The following is a 16,627-nucleotide window of genomic DNA, read 5'->3' as shown; positions in this document are numbered from 1 at the left end:
GCCGGGATCGGTTCTCCGTGGTGCGGGGTCAGGCGCTGCCGTACGCGGTGGCGCGGGCCGCGCGGAACGCCTTGTACGCGTCGCGGCCGGTGTACGACCAGGGGGCCGGGGTGACGAGGGAACCGACCCGCTGGAAGAGGGCGGCGGCCTCGGCGAGCCGTCCCTCGTGGAACTTGGCGTAGGCGAGGAAGTTGAGGTCCACCGCGCGGCGCGGGTGCCCCTCCTCGCCTCCCCATTCCAGCCACCAGTCGAAGGCGCTGCGCACCAGGTGGGCGGCGTGACGGCCGGTCCAGTGCTCCCCCGCGGCGCGGTCGGCCGTGCGGGCGCCGCCGCGGTGGGCGCGGAACCGCTCGGCGTGGGCGACGACCGGGAGCAGAGCCAGCGGGGAGTCGGCGGGGGCGTGGGAGGCGGAGCTGTGGGCGAACTCGTAGAGCGTGTGGGGGTCGGGGCTCTCGGCGAGCACGGCCGCCATCAGGTGGTGGGCGTGGTGGTGCTCGCGGTGCCGGACGGTGACTTCGTGGAACGCGCGGCGGGCCTCGTCCGTGGTGCCGGTGTACCGCGCGAGGAGCAGCGAGGCCAGCCACGGGCTGGGGTCGGCGGGCGTGCGGGCCGCGGCGTCCGCGACGGCCTGCCGGGCGTTCTCGGGGCGTTCGCGTCCCCGCACGGCGGCGCTGACGGCCGCGCAGGCGGCCAGCGCGGCGGCATCGCCGCTCTCCGGTTCGGTCTGCTGCCACTCGCGGGCCCACGCGAGGCTGCCCGGGCTGTCGGCGAGGACGACCAGGCGGTGGCCGCGCCGGTCCCAGTCCTCACGGGTGTGGGCGAGCAGGGTACGGCTGTCGCCCCAGCGGCCCTGTGCGAGGGCGTCGCGGGCGGCGGCGAGGTCCGTGTCGTCGAGTGCGGCGTCGGGTGCGTTGCCGCCACCGCGCCGGGACAGCCGGAAGGAGGGTGGTGGGGGTGGGGGTGTCATGGTCGACGCTCACGAAACCTGAGTGACGGGATCACGTCAAGCAAGGTTCTGTGAACTCCCTGTGAAGCCCCGGGGAGTGGAAGTGGTGCGGCTCCTTCCGCTTGGGTCGGCGGCTCAGCCGACCGCCTCGGCGGCGGCCCGGCCGGCCGTGCGGCCGGAGAAGAGGCAGCCGCCGAGGAAGGTGCCTTCCAGCGAGCGGTAGCCGTGCACACCCCCGCCGCCGAATCCCGCGACCTCACCGGCGGCGTACACGCCGGGCAGCGGCTCGCCGTCCTCGGTGAGCACGCGGGAGGACAGGTCGGTCTCCAGCCCGCCGAGCGTCTTGCGGGTAAGGATGTTCAGGCGCACCGCGATCAGCGGACCGGACTTGGGGTCGAGGATGCGGTGCGGCGTGGCGACGCGGATCAGTTTGTCGCCCAGGTATCCGCGCGCTCCGCGCAGTGCGGTGATCTGGAGGTCCTTGGTGAAGGGGTTGCCGATCTCGCGGTCCCGGGCCTCGATCTCCCGGCGCAGGGCGCTCTCGTCGATCAGCTGCTCGCCGGTGAGCGTGTTCATCCGCCGCACCAGGTCGGGCAGTTCGCGTTCGACGACGAAGTCGGCGCCGTTGTCGAGGAACGCCTGCACGGGGCCGGGGGCGCCCGGCTTCACCCGGGCGAGGACGTCGCGGACGGACTTGCCCGTCAGGTCGGGATTCTGCTCGGAGCCGGAGAGGGTGAACTCCTTCTCGACGATCTTGCGGCTGAGGACGAACCAGGTGTGGTCGTGCCCGGTGCGCATGATGTGGTCGAGTGTGCCGAGGGTGTCGAAGCCGGGGAAGAGGGGGACGGGCAGTCGTTTGCCGGTGGCGTCCAGCCACAGGGAGGACGGGCCGGGCAGGATACGGATGCCGTGCCGGGCCCAGATCGGGTTCCAGTTCTCGATGCCCTCGGTGTAGTGCCACATGCGGTCGCGGTTGATGAGGCGGCCCCCTGCCCCTTCGGTGATGCCGAGCATCTCGCCGTCGACGTGGGCGGGCACGCCGGACAGCATCCGGCGCGGCGGAGTCCCCAGCCGTTCGGGCCAGTTGGCGCGGACCAGGTCGTGGTTGCCGCCGATCCCGCCGGAGGTGACGATCACCGCCTGCGCGCGCAGTTCGAAGGCACCGGTGGTCTCGCGGCTGCTGGCGGTGCCGCGTTCGGCGTCGCTGGGTGCCAGGATCTCGCCGGTGACCGTGTCGACGGCGCCCGCGCTGCGGGCCAGGCCGGTGACCCGGTGCCGGAACCGCAGGTCCACCAGGCCGCGTGCCACTCCGGCCCGCACGCGGCGGGCGAAGGGCTCCACCAGCCCGGGGCCGGTGCCCCAGGTGATGTGGAAGCGGGGGACCGAGTTGCCGTGACCGGTCGCGTCGTAGCCGCCGCGCTCGGCCCAGCCGACGACGGGGAAGAATCGCACGCCCTGCTGCCGCAGCCAGGACCGCTTCTCCCCGGCGGCGAAGTCGACGTACGCCTCGGCCCAGCGGCGCGGCCAGTGGTCCTCGGCGCGGTCGAACCCGGCGGTGCCGAGCCAGTCCTGCCAGGCCAGTTCCCGGCTGTCGCGGATGCGCATCCGGCGCTGCTCGGGCGAGTCGACGAGGAAGAGACCGCCGAACGACCAGTGGGCCTGGCCGCCGAGCGACTGTTCAGGCTCCTGGTCGAGCAGGATCACCCGGCGTCCGGCGTCGGCCAGTTCGGCGGTGGCCGCGAGGCCCGCCAGACCCGCGCCGACCACGATCACCTCGGCGTCGTACGTCATGCCTTCACCTGCTTCTCCGCTCGCGGGACGACGGGAAACTGGAGAGTAATCTCTCGGTCGCCCCGGTGACACCCCTCACGGGACCGCCGGGGGCCGCCGCACCTTCTAGGCTCGTCCCATGATCCACCGGTTCTTCGACACCTTCCGGCTGTGGCTGGCCCCCCAGCGGCTGCGCGCGGAGGGCAGAACGCCCGACTACCGCTTCTCACTGGCCAACGAGCGGACGTTCCTCGCCTGGATCCGTACGGCCCTGGCCCTCGTCGCGGGGGGCATCGCGGTGGACCAGTTCCTCACCGGCATGAGCTGGGGCGCGCGGACGGCGATCGCGCTTGCACTGCTGGCGGGCGGTGGCCTGTGCGCCCTGCGGGCCGTGAACCACTGGGTGCGCTGCGAGCGGGCGATGCGGCGCGGCGAGGACCTGCCGGCCTCCCGGTTCCCCGTGCTGCTGAGCCTGGCCACGGCGGTGGCCGCGCTGGTCGTGGTGAGCTCCGTGGTGCTGGACCGGGTCACGTGAGCGGCCCGGAGCCGCCCGGCGCGCAGCCCGAGCGGACCCGGCTGGCCTGGCGGCGCACCACCCTGGCCTTCGCGGTGGTGGCCGCGCTGGCGGTGCGCAGTGCGCTCTACGATCCGGCCCCGGCCGCGTACGGCGCCGCCGCGCTGGGGGCGCTGGCGTGGCTGAGTTTCCTGGTGGTGGCGCACCGCCGGATCAGGACGCTGGCGGGAGCCGCGGGCGCGGCCCCGGAGGGCGGACCGGTACGGGCGACGGTGCTCTGCGCCCTGGTGATGGCGCTGCTCGGGGTGGTACTCCTCTGGTAGACGGGGCCGGCAGGGTTTTGGCGGCCCCCCTATGGACGGCATACCGACCAGTCGGCATGATCGGTACCGGTTCCGCTGAGACGTCCGAGTGCGAGGAGGCCGCATGACCGAGGAGACCGGGGGCGGCGGGGACGCCGCAGCGCACCCGCCGGGGCTGGACCTGGCGCGGCTGGGCGCCTACCTGGAACGGGAGCGGCCCGGACGGGTGGACGGCCCGCTGCACGCCGAGGTGATCGAGGGCGGCCGGTCCAACCTCACCTACCGGGTCGACGCGGGGACGTCCCGCTGGGTGCTGCGCCGGCCTCCGCTGGGCCACGTGCTCGCCACCGCGCACGACATGGCACGGGAGTACCGGGTGATCCGGGCACTGCGGGACACTCCCGTGCCGGTGCCGGGGACGCTGCTGCTGTGCGAGGACCCCGACGTGCTGGGCGCGCCGTTCTACCTCATGGAGTACGTGCCGGGGACGCCCTACCGTTCCTCCGCCGAGCTGTCGGCGCTGGGCCCGGAGCGCACCCGCGCCCTGGTTTTGTCGCTGGTCGACACCCTCGTCGCGCTCCACACCGTCGAGCCGCGGGAGGCGGGCCTGGAGTCGTTCGGGCGCCCGGAGGGCTTCCTGGAGCGGCAACTGCGCCGCTGGGGAAAGCAGTTGGAGGCGTCGCGCAACCGCGATCTGGAGGGCGTGGACGACCTGCACCGTGCGCTGGCCGAGGCGCTGCCCCGCTCCCCCGAACCGACGGTGGTGCACGGGGACTTCCGGCTGGACAACGTCCTCGCGGACGGCGAGGGCCGGATCACCGCGGTGCTGGACTGGGAAATGTCCACGCTCGGCGATCCGCTCACCGACCTCGGCCTGCTGGCGATGTACAGCAGCCATCCGGACGTGCCCGGCTCCCCCCTCACCTCGGTACGCGGCGCCCCCGGGCATCCCGAACCGGTCGAGCTGGTCGAGCGGTACGCCGCCGGGTCAGGCCGCGACGTGTCGGGGATCGGCTGGTACACCGCGTTCGCCTACTTCAAGCTCGCCGTGATCCTGGAAGGCATCCACTACCGCTGGAAGCTCGGGCATACCGTGGGCCCCGGCTTCGACCGCATCGGGGATCTCGTGCCGCTCTTCATCCACCACGGCCTCGCCACCCTTCAGGAGGGCTGACCCGCATGGACTTCGCCTACGACGCGCGCACAGAGGAACTGCGCCGGCGGCTGCTGCACTTCATGGACGAGCACGTCCACCCGGCCGAGACGGTAGCACGCGAGCAGCGCGCGGAACTGGAGTCGCCGTGGCAGACGCCGCCGGTGGTGGAGGAGCTGAAGGCGGCGGCGCGCCGGCAGGGCCTGTGGAACCTCTTCCTGCCGGACCGCACCTACGGCGCCGGGCTGACGAACCTCCAGTACGCACCGCTCGCCGAAATCACCGGCCGCAGCCCGCAGTTGGCCCCCGTCGCCCTCAACTGCTCCGCTCCGGACACCGGGAACATGGAGCTGCTCGCCGAGTTCGGCGATCCGGAGCAGCGGCGGCGGTGGCTCGAGCCACTGCTGACCGGCGAGCTCCGCTCCGCGTTCGCCATGACCGAGCCCGAAGTCGCCTCCTCGGACGCCACCAACATCGAGACGAGCATCCGGCGCGACGGCGACGCGTACGTCGTCACCGGGCGCAAGTGGTACATCTCTGGGGCGATGCACCCGGACTGCCGGATCTTCATCGTGATGGGCAAGACCGACCCGGACGCCGAGGACGTGCGCCGCCAGCAGTCCATGGTGCTGGTGCCGCGGGAGACTCCCGGGGTCGGGATACGGCGGGCGATGACCGTCTACGGGTACGAGGACCACTACCACGGCGGGCACGCCGAGGTGGTCTTCGACGAGGCACGGGTGCCGGTGGAGAACCTGATAGGCGAGGAGGGCGGCGGGTTCGCCATCGCCCAGGCACGTCTGGGCCCGGGCCGCATCCACCACTGCATGCGGCTGATCGGCATGGCGGAGCGGGCGATCGAGCTGATGTGCCGGCGCGCGGCCGGCCGGGAGGCGTTCGGCAGGCCCCTCGCCGACCAGGGCCAGGTACGGGCGTGGATCGCCGACGCGCGGGTGCAGGTGGAGCAGCTGCGACTGCTCGTCCTCAAGACGGCGTGGCTGATGGACACCGTCGGCAACCGGGGGGCGCACACCGAGATCCAGGCCATCAAGATCGCGACGCCGCGGGCGGTGGCGGACATCCTGGACCGCGCGGTGCAGCTGCACGGCGCCGCCGGGGTGAGCCAGGACCTTCCGCTCGCCGAGCTGTGGGCGGCCGCGCGGACGCTGCGGCTGGCCGACGGGCCGGACGAGGTGCACCAGCGGTCGCTGGCCCGGCGGGAGCTGAAGAGGTTCACCTGATGTGGCGGGGCGGACCGGGCGCCGGTCCGCTCGCGGACGTCAGGGCCGCAGGGCGCGCAGCAGCAGACCGGCCAGATGGTCGGCGACCTGCTGCGGGCTCAGCGGCCCCTCCGGGCGGTACCAGCTGCTGAGGTGGTGCACGGAGCCGAAGTGGTAGTCGACGACCAGGTCGGCGGGGGTGGCGTCGCTGAACACGCCGCCACGCTGACCCTCCTCGATCAGCGCGCGGAAGCGTTCGTGGTACCGGCGCCGCTCGGCCCGCACCTGCTTCTGCTTCTCGTCGGAGAGCTGGTGCATGGAGCGGAAGAAGATCCGCGCGTCGTCGAGGTTGTCGATGGTGGTCACCACCACGTCGGCGGCGGCGTCCCGCAGCCGGCTCTCGACGGAGGCCTCACGGCCCGCGACGGCGTCCAGCCGTTCCTGCTGGAGCCGGAGCAGGCGACCGTAGATCTCGTGCAGCAGGTCGTCCTTGGACCCGAAGTAGTGATAGAGCGCGCCCTTGGTGACGCCGGCCGCCTCGACGATCTCCTGTACGGAGGTGCGGTCGTAGCCCTGGTCGGCGAAGAGCCGCGTGGCCGCCGCGAGCAGGCGCTGCGGTACGGGAAGCCGGGCCTCGTCCGTCACGTCTGCGTCCCCGCCTTCCCCCGGTGCTCTCCGCGGTCCTTCTCCCGGCTCCCGCTGTCGTCCTCGGGCCGGTCCAGCGTACGCTCCAGTTTCTGCTGGAGCCGGTTCATGCCTCCCAGCCAGCGACCGGGATCGGTGGCACGCAGCGCGTACTGGCCCGCGGTCTCCGGGTGGGGCAGCACCAGAAAGCGGTCCTCGGCGACGGCCTCGAGGAGGGCGTCGGCGACGGCTTCCGGCTCGATGGCGTTCGGTGCCAGTACCAGGTCGCCCGTGCGGCCGGTGCCGCGCAGCATGTCGGTGCGCACCCCCTGCGGGCATACGGCGTGCACGTGGACCCCGCGGTGCCGGTAGGTGAGGTGGAGCCATTCGGCGAAGGCGTAGGCGGCGTGCTTGGAGACGCTGTACGGCGCGGAGCCGACCATGGTGAGCAGCCCGGCCGCGGAGACGGTGGCGACGAACCGGCCGTGGCCGCGCTCCAGCCAGCCGGGCAGCAGCTCCCGCGCGGCGCGCACATGGGCCATGACGTTGACGTCCCACGCCGACGCCCACAGCTCCTCCGGGGCATCCGGGCCTCCCCCGGGGGCGGCGCCGGCGTTGGCACAGAAGACGTCGATCTCGCCGCCCAGCGCTTCCCGGGCCGGTGCGAGAGCCTCGGAGGCGTCGCCCGGCACGGCCACCCCGCCGATGTCGCGCGCGACTCCGGCCGCCCGTTCGGCGTCGAGGTCGTTCACCGCGACCAGCGCGCCCTCGGTGGCGAAGCGGCGCGCGAGCGCCTCCCCGATACCCCGCGCGCCGCCTGTCACCACGACGCGCTGCCGGGCGGCTCCGCCTGTCCGCGCACTCACCGTCTCCGCCATGTTCCCCTCCGTCTCCGGGGCTCCTCACCGTGCCCACGGGCCGACCCCGGTCGGCAGACTAACCGGTCGGTATGTCGACGGGAAGGGCGGGGAGGGTGAAGAGACCGGCGGGAACGGGCCGCCGGTGTACTGCGTTGACGGAATACGGGGCACCCGGTCCCGTGGGACGACGACAGGACTCCCGGGAAAGCGGATCCGATGCGGCCTCCGGTACGTCACACCACCGGAAGGCATCGGGTCCACTCAGCCGGAGGTGGGATGATTGGCCGGTTTCAGAGCACTCGCCGAGCAGGTTCGCGACCCCGACAGAGCCCCCTCGCAGCGGCGGCAGGCCCTGCGCAGATGCCTTGAGCGCTTCGCCCCGTACGGCCACCGGGCCACGTGGCACCACCTGTGCAGCCGGGCGGGCATCTCCCCCGAGGACCGCGAGCCCGACCCGGAGCTGCTGGTCTCGGCGCTGGAGGAGCTGGAGGAGGCGCGGGACGTCTGGCTGGCCTACGAGGAAGAGGTCGCGCAGCGCAGACGGCGGGAGAAGCACGACGGCATCCGCCAGCCCACGGCACTGGACGACTGGCACGCGGCCACCTGGGGCGGAAGGTCGCTGCTCCCCTGCAAGGACCCGACGGCCCCGCCCGACACCCCTCTGGCCGTAGTACTGCGGCGGCTAATCCAGGCGATGGAGCGCGCGGCGGCTCCGCCGCCTTCCGTGGTGACCGGGAACATCGACGACTCTCGGTGCGCGCGGGACGGGGCCGCGCGCACCGGGGACAGCGCCCGCCTCGCGGGTACTCCCCGGTAACTCCCGTTGACAGCACGACCCGCGCGTCGCATGCTGAGCGAGCGCTTAGTGGCACTCCGGCCACCAGGTGTACCGAGCACGGCGTGCGGGAGGTTGCAGCGATGGCGGAGCCCCGGGTGTTCACCTCGGCGGAGGAACTGCGGGCGGCGGTCGGCGAGGAGCTGGGTGCCAGCGACTGGCTGGAGGTCGACCAGAAGCGTGTCGACCTCTTCGCGGACGCCACCGGCGACCACCAGTGGATCCACGTGGACCCTGAGCGCGCGGCGGACGGACCGTTCGGCGGCACCATCGCGCACGGCTACCTCACCCTCTCCCTGCTGCCCGCGTTCGTGCCGCAGGTGATCCGGGTCGACGGCGTGCGCATGGGCATCAACTACGGCGTGAACAAGGTGCGGTTCCCCGCTCCGGTACCGGTCGGCTCCCGGCTGCGAGCGCGGGCCGAACTCACCGACGTCTCCGACGTCGACGGCGGCGTCCAGCTCACCACGAAGGTGACGATCGAGCGGGACGGCGGCGCCAAGCCGGTCTGCGTCGCGGAATCGGTGAGCCGCTTCTTCTGGTGACCTTCCCGCCGCGCGTCACCGGCGGGCCGGCGAGCGTCCCGGACCGGAGCGCGCACGCCGGGCGGGCGGGGGTCCTTCCGCCGGGTCAGTCCGCGACGGGTACCGGGGCGCCGACCATGCGCAGGACCAGTCCGGCGTAGAGGGCGCCGATCTCCTCCGGCGTGCGGGGACCGCCGGGCCGGTACCAGCGGGCGACGTCGATGCACAGCGAGAGAACGGCGACGGCCGTCCCGCGCACGTCGGGGACGGTGAACTCGCCGGCCGCGACGCCGTCCTCCAGCAGCCCGCGCAGCACCTCCTCGGTGCGCCGGCGCATGGCCACGATCTCGGCGTAGTGGCCGTCCTCCAGGGCGGACAGTTCGTACTGCACCACGCGGGCGGTGGTGTGGTGCTCGGCGTGCCAGCGGACGAACGTGCGGACCGCGAAGTCGAGCCGGTCCGCGGCGCCGCCCTCTACACCGGCGGCGTCCTGGAGGATCGCCACCGACCGCTCGTGACCCACCCGGCTGATCTGGTAGAGCAGCTCTTCCTTGGTGCGGTAGTGGATGTAGAGCGCGGCGGGGCTCATGCCGGCGCGGCCCGCGATGTCCCGGGTGGTCGTGGCGTGGAAGCCGCGTTCCGCGAACGCGTCGACGGCTCCCAGCAGCAACCGCCGCGCGGCGTCCGGGGTGACGCCGCCGAAGGACTCGTCCGCCGTCTGTGCCATGCTCCCTCGCCCCGCTTCTCCGGCGCCCCTGCGGCCGGGCGAACACCATACACGGATCACTGAGCATGCGCTTAGCGATGCGGCGGGCTCCGGGGGACGGCCGGGCCCGCGCAACCGGAGCACTCCGGGGCGGCACGAGGCCCTTCGCCGGCCGCTCGGCTCCCCGCCGCGCCCCACTGCTGCGGCCGGCAAACCTTCCCGGCCACCGCACTAGCATGGCCGCATGGCCCGCCCGCGCAAGCCGCTTCTGAGTCGCGACCGGATCGCCGGATGCGCCCTCGCGCTTGTCGACGCGGAGGGCCTGGGCGCCGTCTCGACCCGGCGGCTCGCCGCGGAACTGGGCGTCAGCGGGCCGTCGCTGTACCACCACTTCGCCACCAAGGACGCGATCCTGGACGCGGCCGCCGACGCCGTCTGCGCACGGGTGGACCTGTCGATGCTCGAGGACGGCACGCCATGGCGCGAGGCGCTACTGGGCTGGGCGCGCTCCTACCGGGCGGCACTCACCGCGCACCCCAACATCGTGCCCCACCTCGCCAAGGGTCCGGGGCGGCGGCCGAGCCAGCTCCGGATGGCCGACGCCGTGTTCGGGGCGATGATGGACGCCGGCTGGTCACGTGCGCACGCGACGCACATCGGCGCCCTCATGCGCTACTTCGTGGCCGGGTCGGCGCTGGGCTCCTTCGCCTGCGGCTTCGTCGACGACGCGACGCTGTACGCCCGCGACTACCCGCGTCTGGACCAGGCCCACCTGCTCGCCGAGCAGCGGCAGCGCGTGGACGAGGGCGCCTTCGAGACCGGACTGCGCGCACTGGTGGACGGTCTGGGCGTGCGGTTCCCCGGCCAGGAACGCGAGCCGGGCTGAAGCCCCGCAGCCGTGCGCGCCCCCGCCTGCACGCGCCGCGGGGTGGCACGGCTCACGCGGACGGCTGGTCGAAGACCACCAGGGAACGACCGCCGCGGCCCGCGTTCATCTCCTCGAAGGCGGCCGGGATGTCCTCCAGGCCGATCCGGCGGGTGACCAGGGTGTTCAGGTCAAGTCGTCCGGCGCGCACGTGCTCGGCAAGTACCGGCAGGTCCCGGGCCGGTTCGCAGTCGCCGTAGACGCAGCCGGAGAGCGTGCGGGCGAAGTGGAAGACCTCCAGCGCGGACAGCGAGAAGGTGTCGTCCTTGCGTCCGATGCCGACCACGGTGACCCGGCCGCCGCGCCGGGTGCAGTCCCAGGCCGTACGGATGGCCGCGGCACGGCCCGCGCACTCCACGGCCACGTCGGCACCTCCCCCGGTGAGCCGGCGGATGTCCTTGGCGGTGGTGTCCGACGCCGCGACGAAGTCGGTGGCCCCTGCCGCCCTGGCCAGCTCCTCCTTCTCCGCAGTCACGTCCACGGCCACGATCCGCCCGGCTCCGGCGATGCGCGCGGCCTGGAGGGTGGCCAGACCGACGCCGCCGATGCCGAGGACGGCGACCGACTCGCCCTCACGCACCCGCGCGTTGTGGTGGACGGCGCCGTGGCCGGTGAGGGCCGCGCAGCCCAGCAGTGCGGCGTCGGCGAGCGGAACGCCGTCGGGCAGCGGCAGCACGGCCCCGGCCGGTACGACGGTCTCCTCGGCGAAGGCGGCGACGCTCAGGCCGGGGTAGAGGTCGTCACCGGCGGCGGTGCGGGCGTGGGGCACGGTGGTGGCGGCCTGCGCGTTGCTGCACAGCCACGGTTCGCCGAGCCGGGCGCAGTAGTCGCAGGTGCCGCAGGAGGGCGCCCAGTTGAGGACGACGTGGTCGCCGGGGGCCGTGCCGGTGACGCCGGGGCCCACGGCGACGACCGTACCGGCGCCCTCGTGGCCGAGGACGGCCGGGACGGGCTGGCGCAGCGTGCCGTTCGAGAGGGATAGGTCGGAGTGGCAGACCCCGGCCGCCGCCAGTCGGACGCGGACCTGCCCCTCCCCCGGTTCGGGCAGCTCGATGCCGGTGATCTCGAGCGGTGCTCCGACAGCTGGCAGTACGGCGGCGCGGACCTGCTTGCGAACCATGGCGGGTGGCACTCCTGTCAGAACTGGAGGGACTTGGTCTGGAGATACTCGGTCAGGCCGTGCACACCGAGTTCACGCCCGACGCCGGACCGCTTCCAGCCACCGAAGGGCGCGAGGGGGTTGAAGCGCCCGCCGTTGATGTCGATCTGGCCGGTCTCCATGCGGCGGGCGAAGGCCACCGCCTCCTCCTCGTCATCGGACCATACGGCGCCCGCGAGCCCGTAGTCGGTGTCGTTGGCGATGCGCAGGGCGTCGTCGGTGCCGTCGTAGGCCAGGATGCTCAGCACCGGGCCGAAGATCTCCTCCCTCGCGACGGTCATCCGCGGGGTGACGTCGGCGAGCGACGCCGGCCTTGACCGCGCGGGCGAGATCGGCGCCGGGGAGGACCACGCTGGCGGACTTTCTGCCGAGTTCGAGGGCGACGCGCTTGACGGCACCCCCGGCGAGCGCGCCGACGCGGCCGCCGACCACCGAGGAGCCGGTGAAGGAGACCATATCGACGCCGTCGTGCTCGACGAGTGCCTGACCGGCGACCGGTCCGTGTCCGGTGACCACTTTGACGACGCCGGCCGGCAGCCCGGCCTCGTGCACGGCCTCGGCGAAGAACCGCGCGACGAGCGGGGTGTTCTCGGCCGGTTTGAGCACCACGGTGCAGCCCGCGGCGAGCGCGGGCGCGACCTTGGCGACGATCTGGTGCAGGGGGTAGTTCCAAGGCGTGACGGCGGCAACCACGCCGACCGGCTCGTGCAGGACGCGTGAGGTGCCCACACGTTCCTCGAAGGGATGCTCAGCCGCCAGCTTCGCGTAGACGCCGGCGACGGCGACCGGCAGTCCCGCGTGCACGGCACGGGAGAAGGTCAGGGGTGCGCCGAGTTCGGCGGTGACGGTCCGCGCGATCTCCTCGCCGCGCGCCTCCAGCCGGTCGCGTAGGGCGGCCAGACGTCCCGCGCGCTCGGCGGGCGGGGTGGCGCGCCATCCCGCCAGGGCGGCCCGGGCGGCGGCGACCGCGGCGTCCACGTCGCGGGCGTCGCCGGCCGGGACGGTGCCGAGGACCGTCTCGTCGGCGGGGTTGACGACCTCGATCGTCCCGGTGCCCGCGGCCGGACGCCACGCGCCGTCGATGTACATGCCGTCGTGTTGCCGCATCCCGCCAACCTAGCAGCGCTAGTTTCCAGTGTCAGCCCTCCGCATCCGTGCCCCTGGATCACGACGCCCGCCGGTGGTACTCCTGAGCGGACACCGAACACCGGGATGCGAACCGATCACCCTCCGGTCGTTGACGCGACCCTCCCCGATTCCTATGGTCTTCCATAGGAATCCGATGCGGTGGGAGCAGGTCGATGAGCAGCAGCGAGCAGGCACGCAAGACGGCGGAGGGGCTGGCGTACCTTTCCGGGTTCGGCAACGAGCACAGCAGCGAGGCCGTACCGGGTGCCCTGCCGGTGGGCCGCAACTCACCGCAGCGCGCCCCGCTGGGCCTGTACGCGGAGCAGCTGAGCGGTTCGGCGTTCACCGAGCCCCGGACGGCGAACCGCCGGTCGTGGCTGTACCGCATCCGCCCCTCGGCGGCCCACCCGCGGTTCACCCGCATCGACAACGGCGGCCTGCGCGGCGCCCCGTTCACCGAGACGGTCCCCGACCCGAACCGGCTGCGCTGGGACCCGCGACCGGAGCCGGCCGCCGGCACCGACTTCCTCGACGGACTGTGGACGCTGGGCGGGAACGGCGACGCCACCCAGCGCACGGGCATGGCCATCCACCTGTACGCCGCCGACACCGCGATGACCGACCGCGTGTTCAGCGACGCGGACGGCGAACTGCTGATCGTGCCCGAGGACGGCGGCCTGCTGCTGCACACCGAGTTCGGGCTGCTGCGGGCCGAGCCAGGGGAGGTGGCCCTGATCCCGCGCGGCGTCCGCTTCCGCGTGGACCTGCTGGACGAGACGGCGCGCGGCTACGTCTGCGAGAACTACGGGGCGCCGTTCACCCTGCCGGACCTCGGTCCGATCGGCGCCAACGGCCTCGCCAACGCGCGGGACTTCCTCGCCCCGGTCGCCGCGTACGAGGACGTCGAGCGCCCGGTGCGCGCGGTGAACAAGTTCTGCGGCAACCTGTGGGCGGCCACGCTGGACCACTCGCCGCTGGACGTCGTCGCCTGGCACGGCAACCACGTCCCGTACGTCTACGACCTGCGGCGCTTCAACGTGCTGGGCAGCATCAGCTACGACCACCCGGACCCGTCGATCTTCACGGTGCTCACCTCGCCGTCGGACACGCCGGGCCTGGCCGGGGTGGACTTCGTGGTCTTCGCGCCGCGCTGGCTGGTCGGCGAGGACACCTTCCGCCCGCCGTACTTCCACCGCAACGTGATGAGCGAGTACATGGGCCTGATCGAGGGCGCCTACGACGCGAAGGCGGAGGGCTTCGTTCCCGGCGGCGGCTCGCTGCACAACATGATGTCGGCGCACGGCCCGGACCGGGACACCTTCGAGAAGGCCAGCGCCGCCGAGCTGACGCCGCAGAAGGTCGACGACGGCCTGGCGTTCATGTTCGAGACCCGCTGGCCGGTGACGCTCACCGCGCAGGCGGAGGCCGCGGAACACGTGCAGGACGACTACGACGACGTGTGGCGGGGTCTGGAGCGTCACTTCCGTCCGTGAGCGGGGCCGCCCCGCCCCTGCCGTCTCCTCACCGAAGGGAGCCGTCCCGGTGTCCGTCTTCGCGCCCGACTCCCTGGTGCTCAACCGCAAGCTGCCGCTGTGGTACCAGGTGTCGCAGTCGCTCCGGGCCTCGATACTGGGACGGGCGCCGGACGCGCCGCTCCGCCTGCCCACCGAGGAAGGGCTGGCGGAGCACTACGGCGTGAGCGTGCTGACCATGCGCCAGGCGCTGAGGGAACTGGAGGGCGAGGGCCTGATCAGCCGGCACCGGCGGCGCGGCACGTTCATCGAGCCCGGCGCGCGACGGGAGCGGACCGTACGGCTGCTGGGCTCGGTCGACGCCATCGTGGCGCAGCAGTCTGGCGAGGAGACCACCCTGCTCGGCCACGGCTCGCAGCCGGTGCCGGCCGAGTACGCCGGGCACTTCCCGGGGCTGGACGAGGCGACCGGCTTCCGGCGGCTGCGCCGCGACCGGGAGAGCGGCGAACCGGTGAACTGGGCGGAGAACCTGGTCCGTCCGGACGTCGCCGCTCGGATCGATCCGGGCCTGCTGGAGCGCGGCTGGCCGATGACGAAGGTGCTTCGGGACGCGGCGGGCGTACGGATCAGCCGGATCACCGACACGCTGGAGGCCCGGCTGGCCGACCCGGAGACCTCACGGCTCCTGGAGGTGCCGCTGCTCAGCCCGATCCTGCACTACACCGGGGTCACCCTCGACGACCGGGGCCGGGCGGTGGACGTCGTACGCATCCACTACCGCGGCGACCGCTTCTCGTTCTCGGTGACCGTCGAGGCCGCCCCGGAGTGAGGCGGCCCCACGGCATGCGGCGAACCGGCGTCAGCCGCGCCCGCCGAACAGCGAGCGCTTGAGCCTGCTCAGCGGCGCGAGGAGGGAGACGCGCGCCCCGCGGTTGCGCCGGCTGCGACCGGCGTCACGCGTGGTGATCTCCCGCATCAGCGTGGTCGCCTCCTCGGTCTGCCGGTACGACACGGCAGGCCCGGCGAGCACGGCGAGGTGACGGTCGAGACGCGAACTCGTCGCGCCGGTACCGCACGTGATCGCCGGCACGCGCGCCCTGTGACGCACTGTTATCTGATCCATGACACTCCCCACCCGTACGAGGGCACCCGGCCCGGGCAGGTTAACCCTACCGCCCGGCACAGACACTGCGGTATTCCGGCCACCTGAATAGCCTTCCCCGCAAGGGGGTTGGCGAACACCGCGTGTCACCCGTCCGAGGCGCCGAGGGGTGCCCGCCGCACGCAGCCGGGCGGGAAGAGCCGGTGCGCGGACCGCTGGTGTCGCGGATCATGAGGGCCATGAGTGCCGACCGCCGACCCGCCGACGGAGCGGGCCCGCCGCCCGTGCCCGTCGCTGGAGTGCTGCCGTTCCGGCTGAACGTGGACGACAACGACTCCCCCTCCGACATCATCGACGCGCTCTTCCTCGGCCGCTTCACCACCGGCGAGCAGCCGTACTCCCGCAGCCGCTCCGTGGACCGGGTGAAGAAGGGCAGCACCCTGCTGCCGCACGGCGCCACCGTGCTGCGCGAGGCACGGGACGACAACCGCAGCAGCCTGCTCGCCGAGGGCGACGGCTGGACGGCGCTGGTGTCCCGCTGGAGCCAGGGCGCGGACGTCACCGTGACCGCGGTGAGCGACGACCTGGCCGCCGAGCGGCTCCGGGAGGCCGTCGACGGCGCGGAGGACGAGCCGGAACCGCAGCCGGACACGGTCGCCATGGGCTTCTGGTACCACTCGCCACGGCGCGGCCCGTACCGCACCACGCGCACCATCGGCGCGGGCAGCTGGGAGGAGGTCCGGGGCAACTACACCGCGACCGTCGCGGACGCCTTGGGCGGCCTGATGAAGACGACCCCCGACGACGTCTCGGGGCGGCTGCTGCTCCTGCACGGACCACCGGGCACCGGCAAGACGTCCGCGCTGCGGACGCTGGCCCGCTCCTGGCGGGACTGGTGCCAGGTCGACTGCGTGCTGGACCCGGAGCGGCTGTTCAACGACATCGGCTACCTGATGGACATCGCCATCGGCGCCGACGACGGCGAGTTGGGCGAGGGCCGCTGGCGGCTGCTGCTCCTCGAGGACTGCGACGAGCTCATCCGCGGCGAGGCCAAGCACGCCGCCGGGCAGGCTCTGTCCCGGCTCCTCAACCTCACCGACGGGCTGCTCGGGCAGGGCCGCAACGTGCTGGTGGGCGTGACGACGAACGAGGACCTGGAGCGCCTGCACCCCGCGGTGGTGCGGCCCGGGCGCTGCCTCGCACGCATCGAGGTGGGGCCGCTGAGCCGCACCGAGGCGGTGGCCTGGCTGGGCACGGAGGAGGGCGTGGGCCGGGACGGCGCGACGCTCGCAGAGCTGTTCGCCCTCCGCCGCGGCACCGCCCCGGCCACGGTCACCCCGCACCCGCGTGCGGACTCGGGCCTCTACCTGTAGGCGCCGCCGCGGCG

At 73.3% G+C, this 16,627-nt stretch carries 17 protein-coding genes and 1 pseudogene; 10 read left to right on the top strand and 8 right to left on the bottom strand.

What is annotated here, in order from left to right; all coding sequences use genetic code 11:
- Positions 1 to 28: 28 nt before the first annotated feature.
- Both E4198_RS23165 and E4198_RS23160 read right to left on the bottom strand, forming a co-directional pair.
- Positions 29 to 967, bottom strand: coding sequence for a hypothetical protein (locus E4198_RS23165; RefSeq protein WP_136184862.1), 939 nt, complete (start codon positions 965 to 967; stop codon positions 29 to 31).
- Between the two features lie 114 nt (positions 968 to 1,081).
- On the bottom strand, positions 1,082 to 2,737 hold the full coding sequence (locus tag E4198_RS23160; protein ID WP_136184861.1) for an FAD-binding dehydrogenase: 1,656 nt from the start codon (positions 2,735 to 2,737) through the stop codon (positions 1,082 to 1,084).
- Positions 2,738 to 2,855: 118 nt separating this feature from the next.
- On the opposite strand from E4198_RS23160, the gene E4198_RS23155 reads away from it, so the two are divergent.
- The 4 genes from E4198_RS23155 (at position 2,856) to E4198_RS23140 (ending at position 5,926) form a co-directional block, all read left to right on the top strand.
- Positions 2,856 to 3,251 carry a DUF202 domain-containing protein gene (locus tag E4198_RS23155; protein ID WP_136184860.1) on the top strand — a complete coding sequence of 132 codons (396 nt, stop codon included), beginning with the start codon at positions 2,856 to 2,858 and terminating at the stop codon, positions 3,249 to 3,251.
- The gene (locus E4198_RS23150) at positions 3,248 to 3,553 is read left to right on the top strand and encodes a DUF202 domain-containing protein (protein ID WP_136184859.1); all 306 of its coding nucleotides are present in this window, start codon (positions 3,248 to 3,250) and stop codon (positions 3,551 to 3,553) included. Before E4198_RS23155 ends, E4198_RS23150 begins: the two co-directional genes overlap by 4 nt.
- Before the next feature lie 103 nt (positions 3,554 to 3,656).
- Positions 3,657 to 4,706, top strand: a complete 1,050-nt coding sequence (locus E4198_RS23145) for a phosphotransferase family protein (protein WP_136184858.1) — start codon at positions 3,657 to 3,659, stop codon at positions 4,704 to 4,706.
- Positions 4,707 to 4,711: 5 nt separating this feature from the next.
- Positions 4,712 to 5,926, top strand: a complete 1,215-nt coding sequence (locus E4198_RS23140) for an acyl-CoA dehydrogenase family protein (RefSeq protein WP_136184857.1) — start codon at positions 4,712 to 4,714, stop codon at positions 5,924 to 5,926.
- A gap of 39 nt (positions 5,927 to 5,965) precedes the next feature.
- Here the strand turns inward: E4198_RS23140 and E4198_RS23135 are convergent, their stop codons facing one another.
- Positions 5,966 to 6,550 carry a TetR/AcrR family transcriptional regulator gene (locus E4198_RS23135; RefSeq protein WP_136184856.1) on the bottom strand — a complete coding sequence of 195 codons (585 nt, stop codon included), beginning with the start codon at positions 6,548 to 6,550 and terminating at the stop codon, positions 5,966 to 5,968.
- Entirely contained in the window at positions 6,547 to 7,407 is an 861-nt protein-coding gene (locus E4198_RS23130; RefSeq protein ID WP_136184855.1) for an SDR family oxidoreductase, read from the bottom strand. The genes E4198_RS23135 and E4198_RS23130 overlap by 4 nt, the downstream gene beginning before the upstream one ends.
- A 262-nt stretch (positions 7,408 to 7,669) precedes the next feature.
- On the opposite strand from E4198_RS23130, the gene E4198_RS23125 reads away from it, so the two are divergent.
- The gene (locus E4198_RS23125) at positions 7,670 to 8,206 is read left to right on the top strand and encodes a hypothetical protein (protein ID WP_247597808.1); all 537 of its coding nucleotides are present in this window, start codon (positions 7,670 to 7,672) and stop codon (positions 8,204 to 8,206) included.
- 101 nt (positions 8,207 to 8,307) lie between these two features.
- Complete coding sequence (locus tag E4198_RS23120; protein WP_136184854.1) at positions 8,308 to 8,769, top strand: MaoC family dehydratase; 462 nt, start codon at positions 8,308 to 8,310, stop codon at positions 8,767 to 8,769.
- A gap of 85 nt (positions 8,770 to 8,854) precedes the next feature.
- On the opposite strand, the gene E4198_RS23115 is transcribed toward E4198_RS23120, so the two are convergent.
- Positions 8,855 to 9,475, bottom strand: coding sequence for a TetR/AcrR family transcriptional regulator (locus tag E4198_RS23115; RefSeq protein WP_136184853.1), 621 nt, complete (start codon positions 9,473 to 9,475; stop codon positions 8,855 to 8,857).
- A 223-nt stretch (positions 9,476 to 9,698) separates the two neighbouring features.
- Between E4198_RS23115 and E4198_RS23110 the strand changes: the two genes are divergently transcribed.
- Positions 9,699 to 10,340 (top strand): TetR/AcrR family transcriptional regulator, encoded by a 642-nt coding sequence (locus E4198_RS23110; RefSeq protein ID WP_136184852.1) that lies wholly within the window; start codon positions 9,699 to 9,701, stop codon positions 10,338 to 10,340.
- Positions 10,341 to 10,392: 52 nt separating this feature from the next.
- Here the strand turns inward: E4198_RS23110 and E4198_RS23105 are convergent, their stop codons facing one another.
- Positions 10,393 to 11,499 carry a Zn-dependent alcohol dehydrogenase gene (locus tag E4198_RS23105; protein WP_136184851.1) on the bottom strand — a complete coding sequence of 369 codons (1,107 nt, stop codon included), beginning with the start codon at positions 11,497 to 11,499 and terminating at the stop codon, positions 10,393 to 10,395.
- 17 nt (positions 11,500 to 11,516) lie between these two features.
- A pseudogene (locus E4198_RS23100) lies at positions 11,517 to 12,645 on the bottom strand (aldehyde dehydrogenase family protein).
- 194 nt (positions 12,646 to 12,839) lie between these two features.
- On the opposite strand from E4198_RS23100, the gene hmgA reads away from it, so the two are divergent.
- Positions 12,840 to 14,159 (top strand): homogentisate 1,2-dioxygenase, encoded by a 1,320-nt coding sequence (hmgA, locus tag E4198_RS23095; protein ID WP_136184850.1) that lies wholly within the window; start codon positions 12,840 to 12,842, stop codon positions 14,157 to 14,159.
- Positions 14,160 to 14,208: 49 nt separating this feature from the next.
- A complete protein-coding gene (locus E4198_RS23090) occupies positions 14,209 to 14,967 on the top strand; it encodes a GntR family transcriptional regulator (RefSeq protein WP_136184849.1) in 759 nt (252 codons plus the stop codon).
- A 30-nt stretch (positions 14,968 to 14,997) separates the two neighbouring features.
- On the opposite strand, the gene E4198_RS23085 is transcribed toward E4198_RS23090, so the two are convergent.
- Positions 14,998 to 15,261 (bottom strand): hypothetical protein, encoded by a 264-nt coding sequence (locus E4198_RS23085; RefSeq protein ID WP_078528512.1) that lies wholly within the window; start codon positions 15,259 to 15,261, stop codon positions 14,998 to 15,000.
- A gap of 218 nt (positions 15,262 to 15,479) precedes the next feature.
- On the opposite strand from E4198_RS23085, the gene E4198_RS23080 reads away from it, so the two are divergent.
- Positions 15,480 to 16,613 carry a DUF5925 domain-containing protein gene (locus tag E4198_RS23080; RefSeq protein ID WP_136184848.1) on the top strand — a complete coding sequence of 378 codons (1,134 nt, stop codon included), beginning with the start codon at positions 15,480 to 15,482 and terminating at the stop codon, positions 16,611 to 16,613.
- The last annotated feature ends 14 nt before the right edge of the window (positions 16,614 to 16,627 follow it).

It is taken from the genome of Streptomyces sp. RKND-216, from assembly GCF_004795255.1.
Lineage (GTDB): Bacteria > Actinomycetota > Actinomycetes > Streptomycetales > Streptomycetaceae > Streptomyces > Streptomyces hazeniae.
Note: the sequence above shows the minus strand (reverse complement) of the source record. Positions and strands in the feature narration are given on the sequence as shown.

Coding starts and splice junctions, on each gene's coding strand:
- hmgA (WP_136184850.1), top strand. CDS start 12,840: ATGAGCAGCAGCGAGCAGGCACGCAAGACGGCGGAGGGGCTGGCGTAC.
- E4198_RS23085 (WP_078528512.1), bottom strand. CDS start 15,261: ATGGATCAGATAACAGTGCGTCACAGGGCGCGCGTGCCGGCGATCACG.
- E4198_RS23160 (WP_136184861.1), bottom strand. CDS start 2,737: ATGACGTACGACGCCGAGGTGATCGTGGTCGGCGCGGGTCTGGCGGGC.
- E4198_RS23155 (WP_136184860.1), top strand. CDS start 2,856: ATGATCCACCGGTTCTTCGACACCTTCCGGCTGTGGCTGGCCCCCCAG.
- E4198_RS23120 (WP_136184854.1), top strand. CDS start 8,308: ATGGCGGAGCCCCGGGTGTTCACCTCGGCGGAGGAACTGCGGGCGGCG.
- E4198_RS23145 (WP_136184858.1), top strand. CDS start 3,657: ATGACCGAGGAGACCGGGGGCGGCGGGGACGCCGCAGCGCACCCGCCG.
- E4198_RS23105 (WP_136184851.1), bottom strand. CDS start 11,499: ATGGTTCGCAAGCAGGTCCGCGCCGCCGTACTGCCAGCTGTCGGAGCA.
- E4198_RS23115 (WP_136184853.1), bottom strand. CDS start 9,475: ATGGCACAGACGGCGGACGAGTCCTTCGGCGGCGTCACCCCGGACGCC.
- E4198_RS23130 (WP_136184855.1), bottom strand. CDS start 7,407: ATGGCGGAGACGGTGAGTGCGCGGACAGGCGGAGCCGCCCGGCAGCGC.
- E4198_RS23165 (WP_136184862.1), bottom strand. CDS start 967: ATGACACCCCCACCCCCACCACCCTCCTTCCGGCTGTCCCGGCGCGGT.
- E4198_RS23110 (WP_136184852.1), top strand. CDS start 9,699: ATGGCCCGCCCGCGCAAGCCGCTTCTGAGTCGCGACCGGATCGCCGGA.
- E4198_RS23140 (WP_136184857.1), top strand. CDS start 4,712: ATGGACTTCGCCTACGACGCGCGCACAGAGGAACTGCGCCGGCGGCTG.
- E4198_RS23080 (WP_136184848.1), top strand. CDS start 15,480: ATGAGTGCCGACCGCCGACCCGCCGACGGAGCGGGCCCGCCGCCCGTG.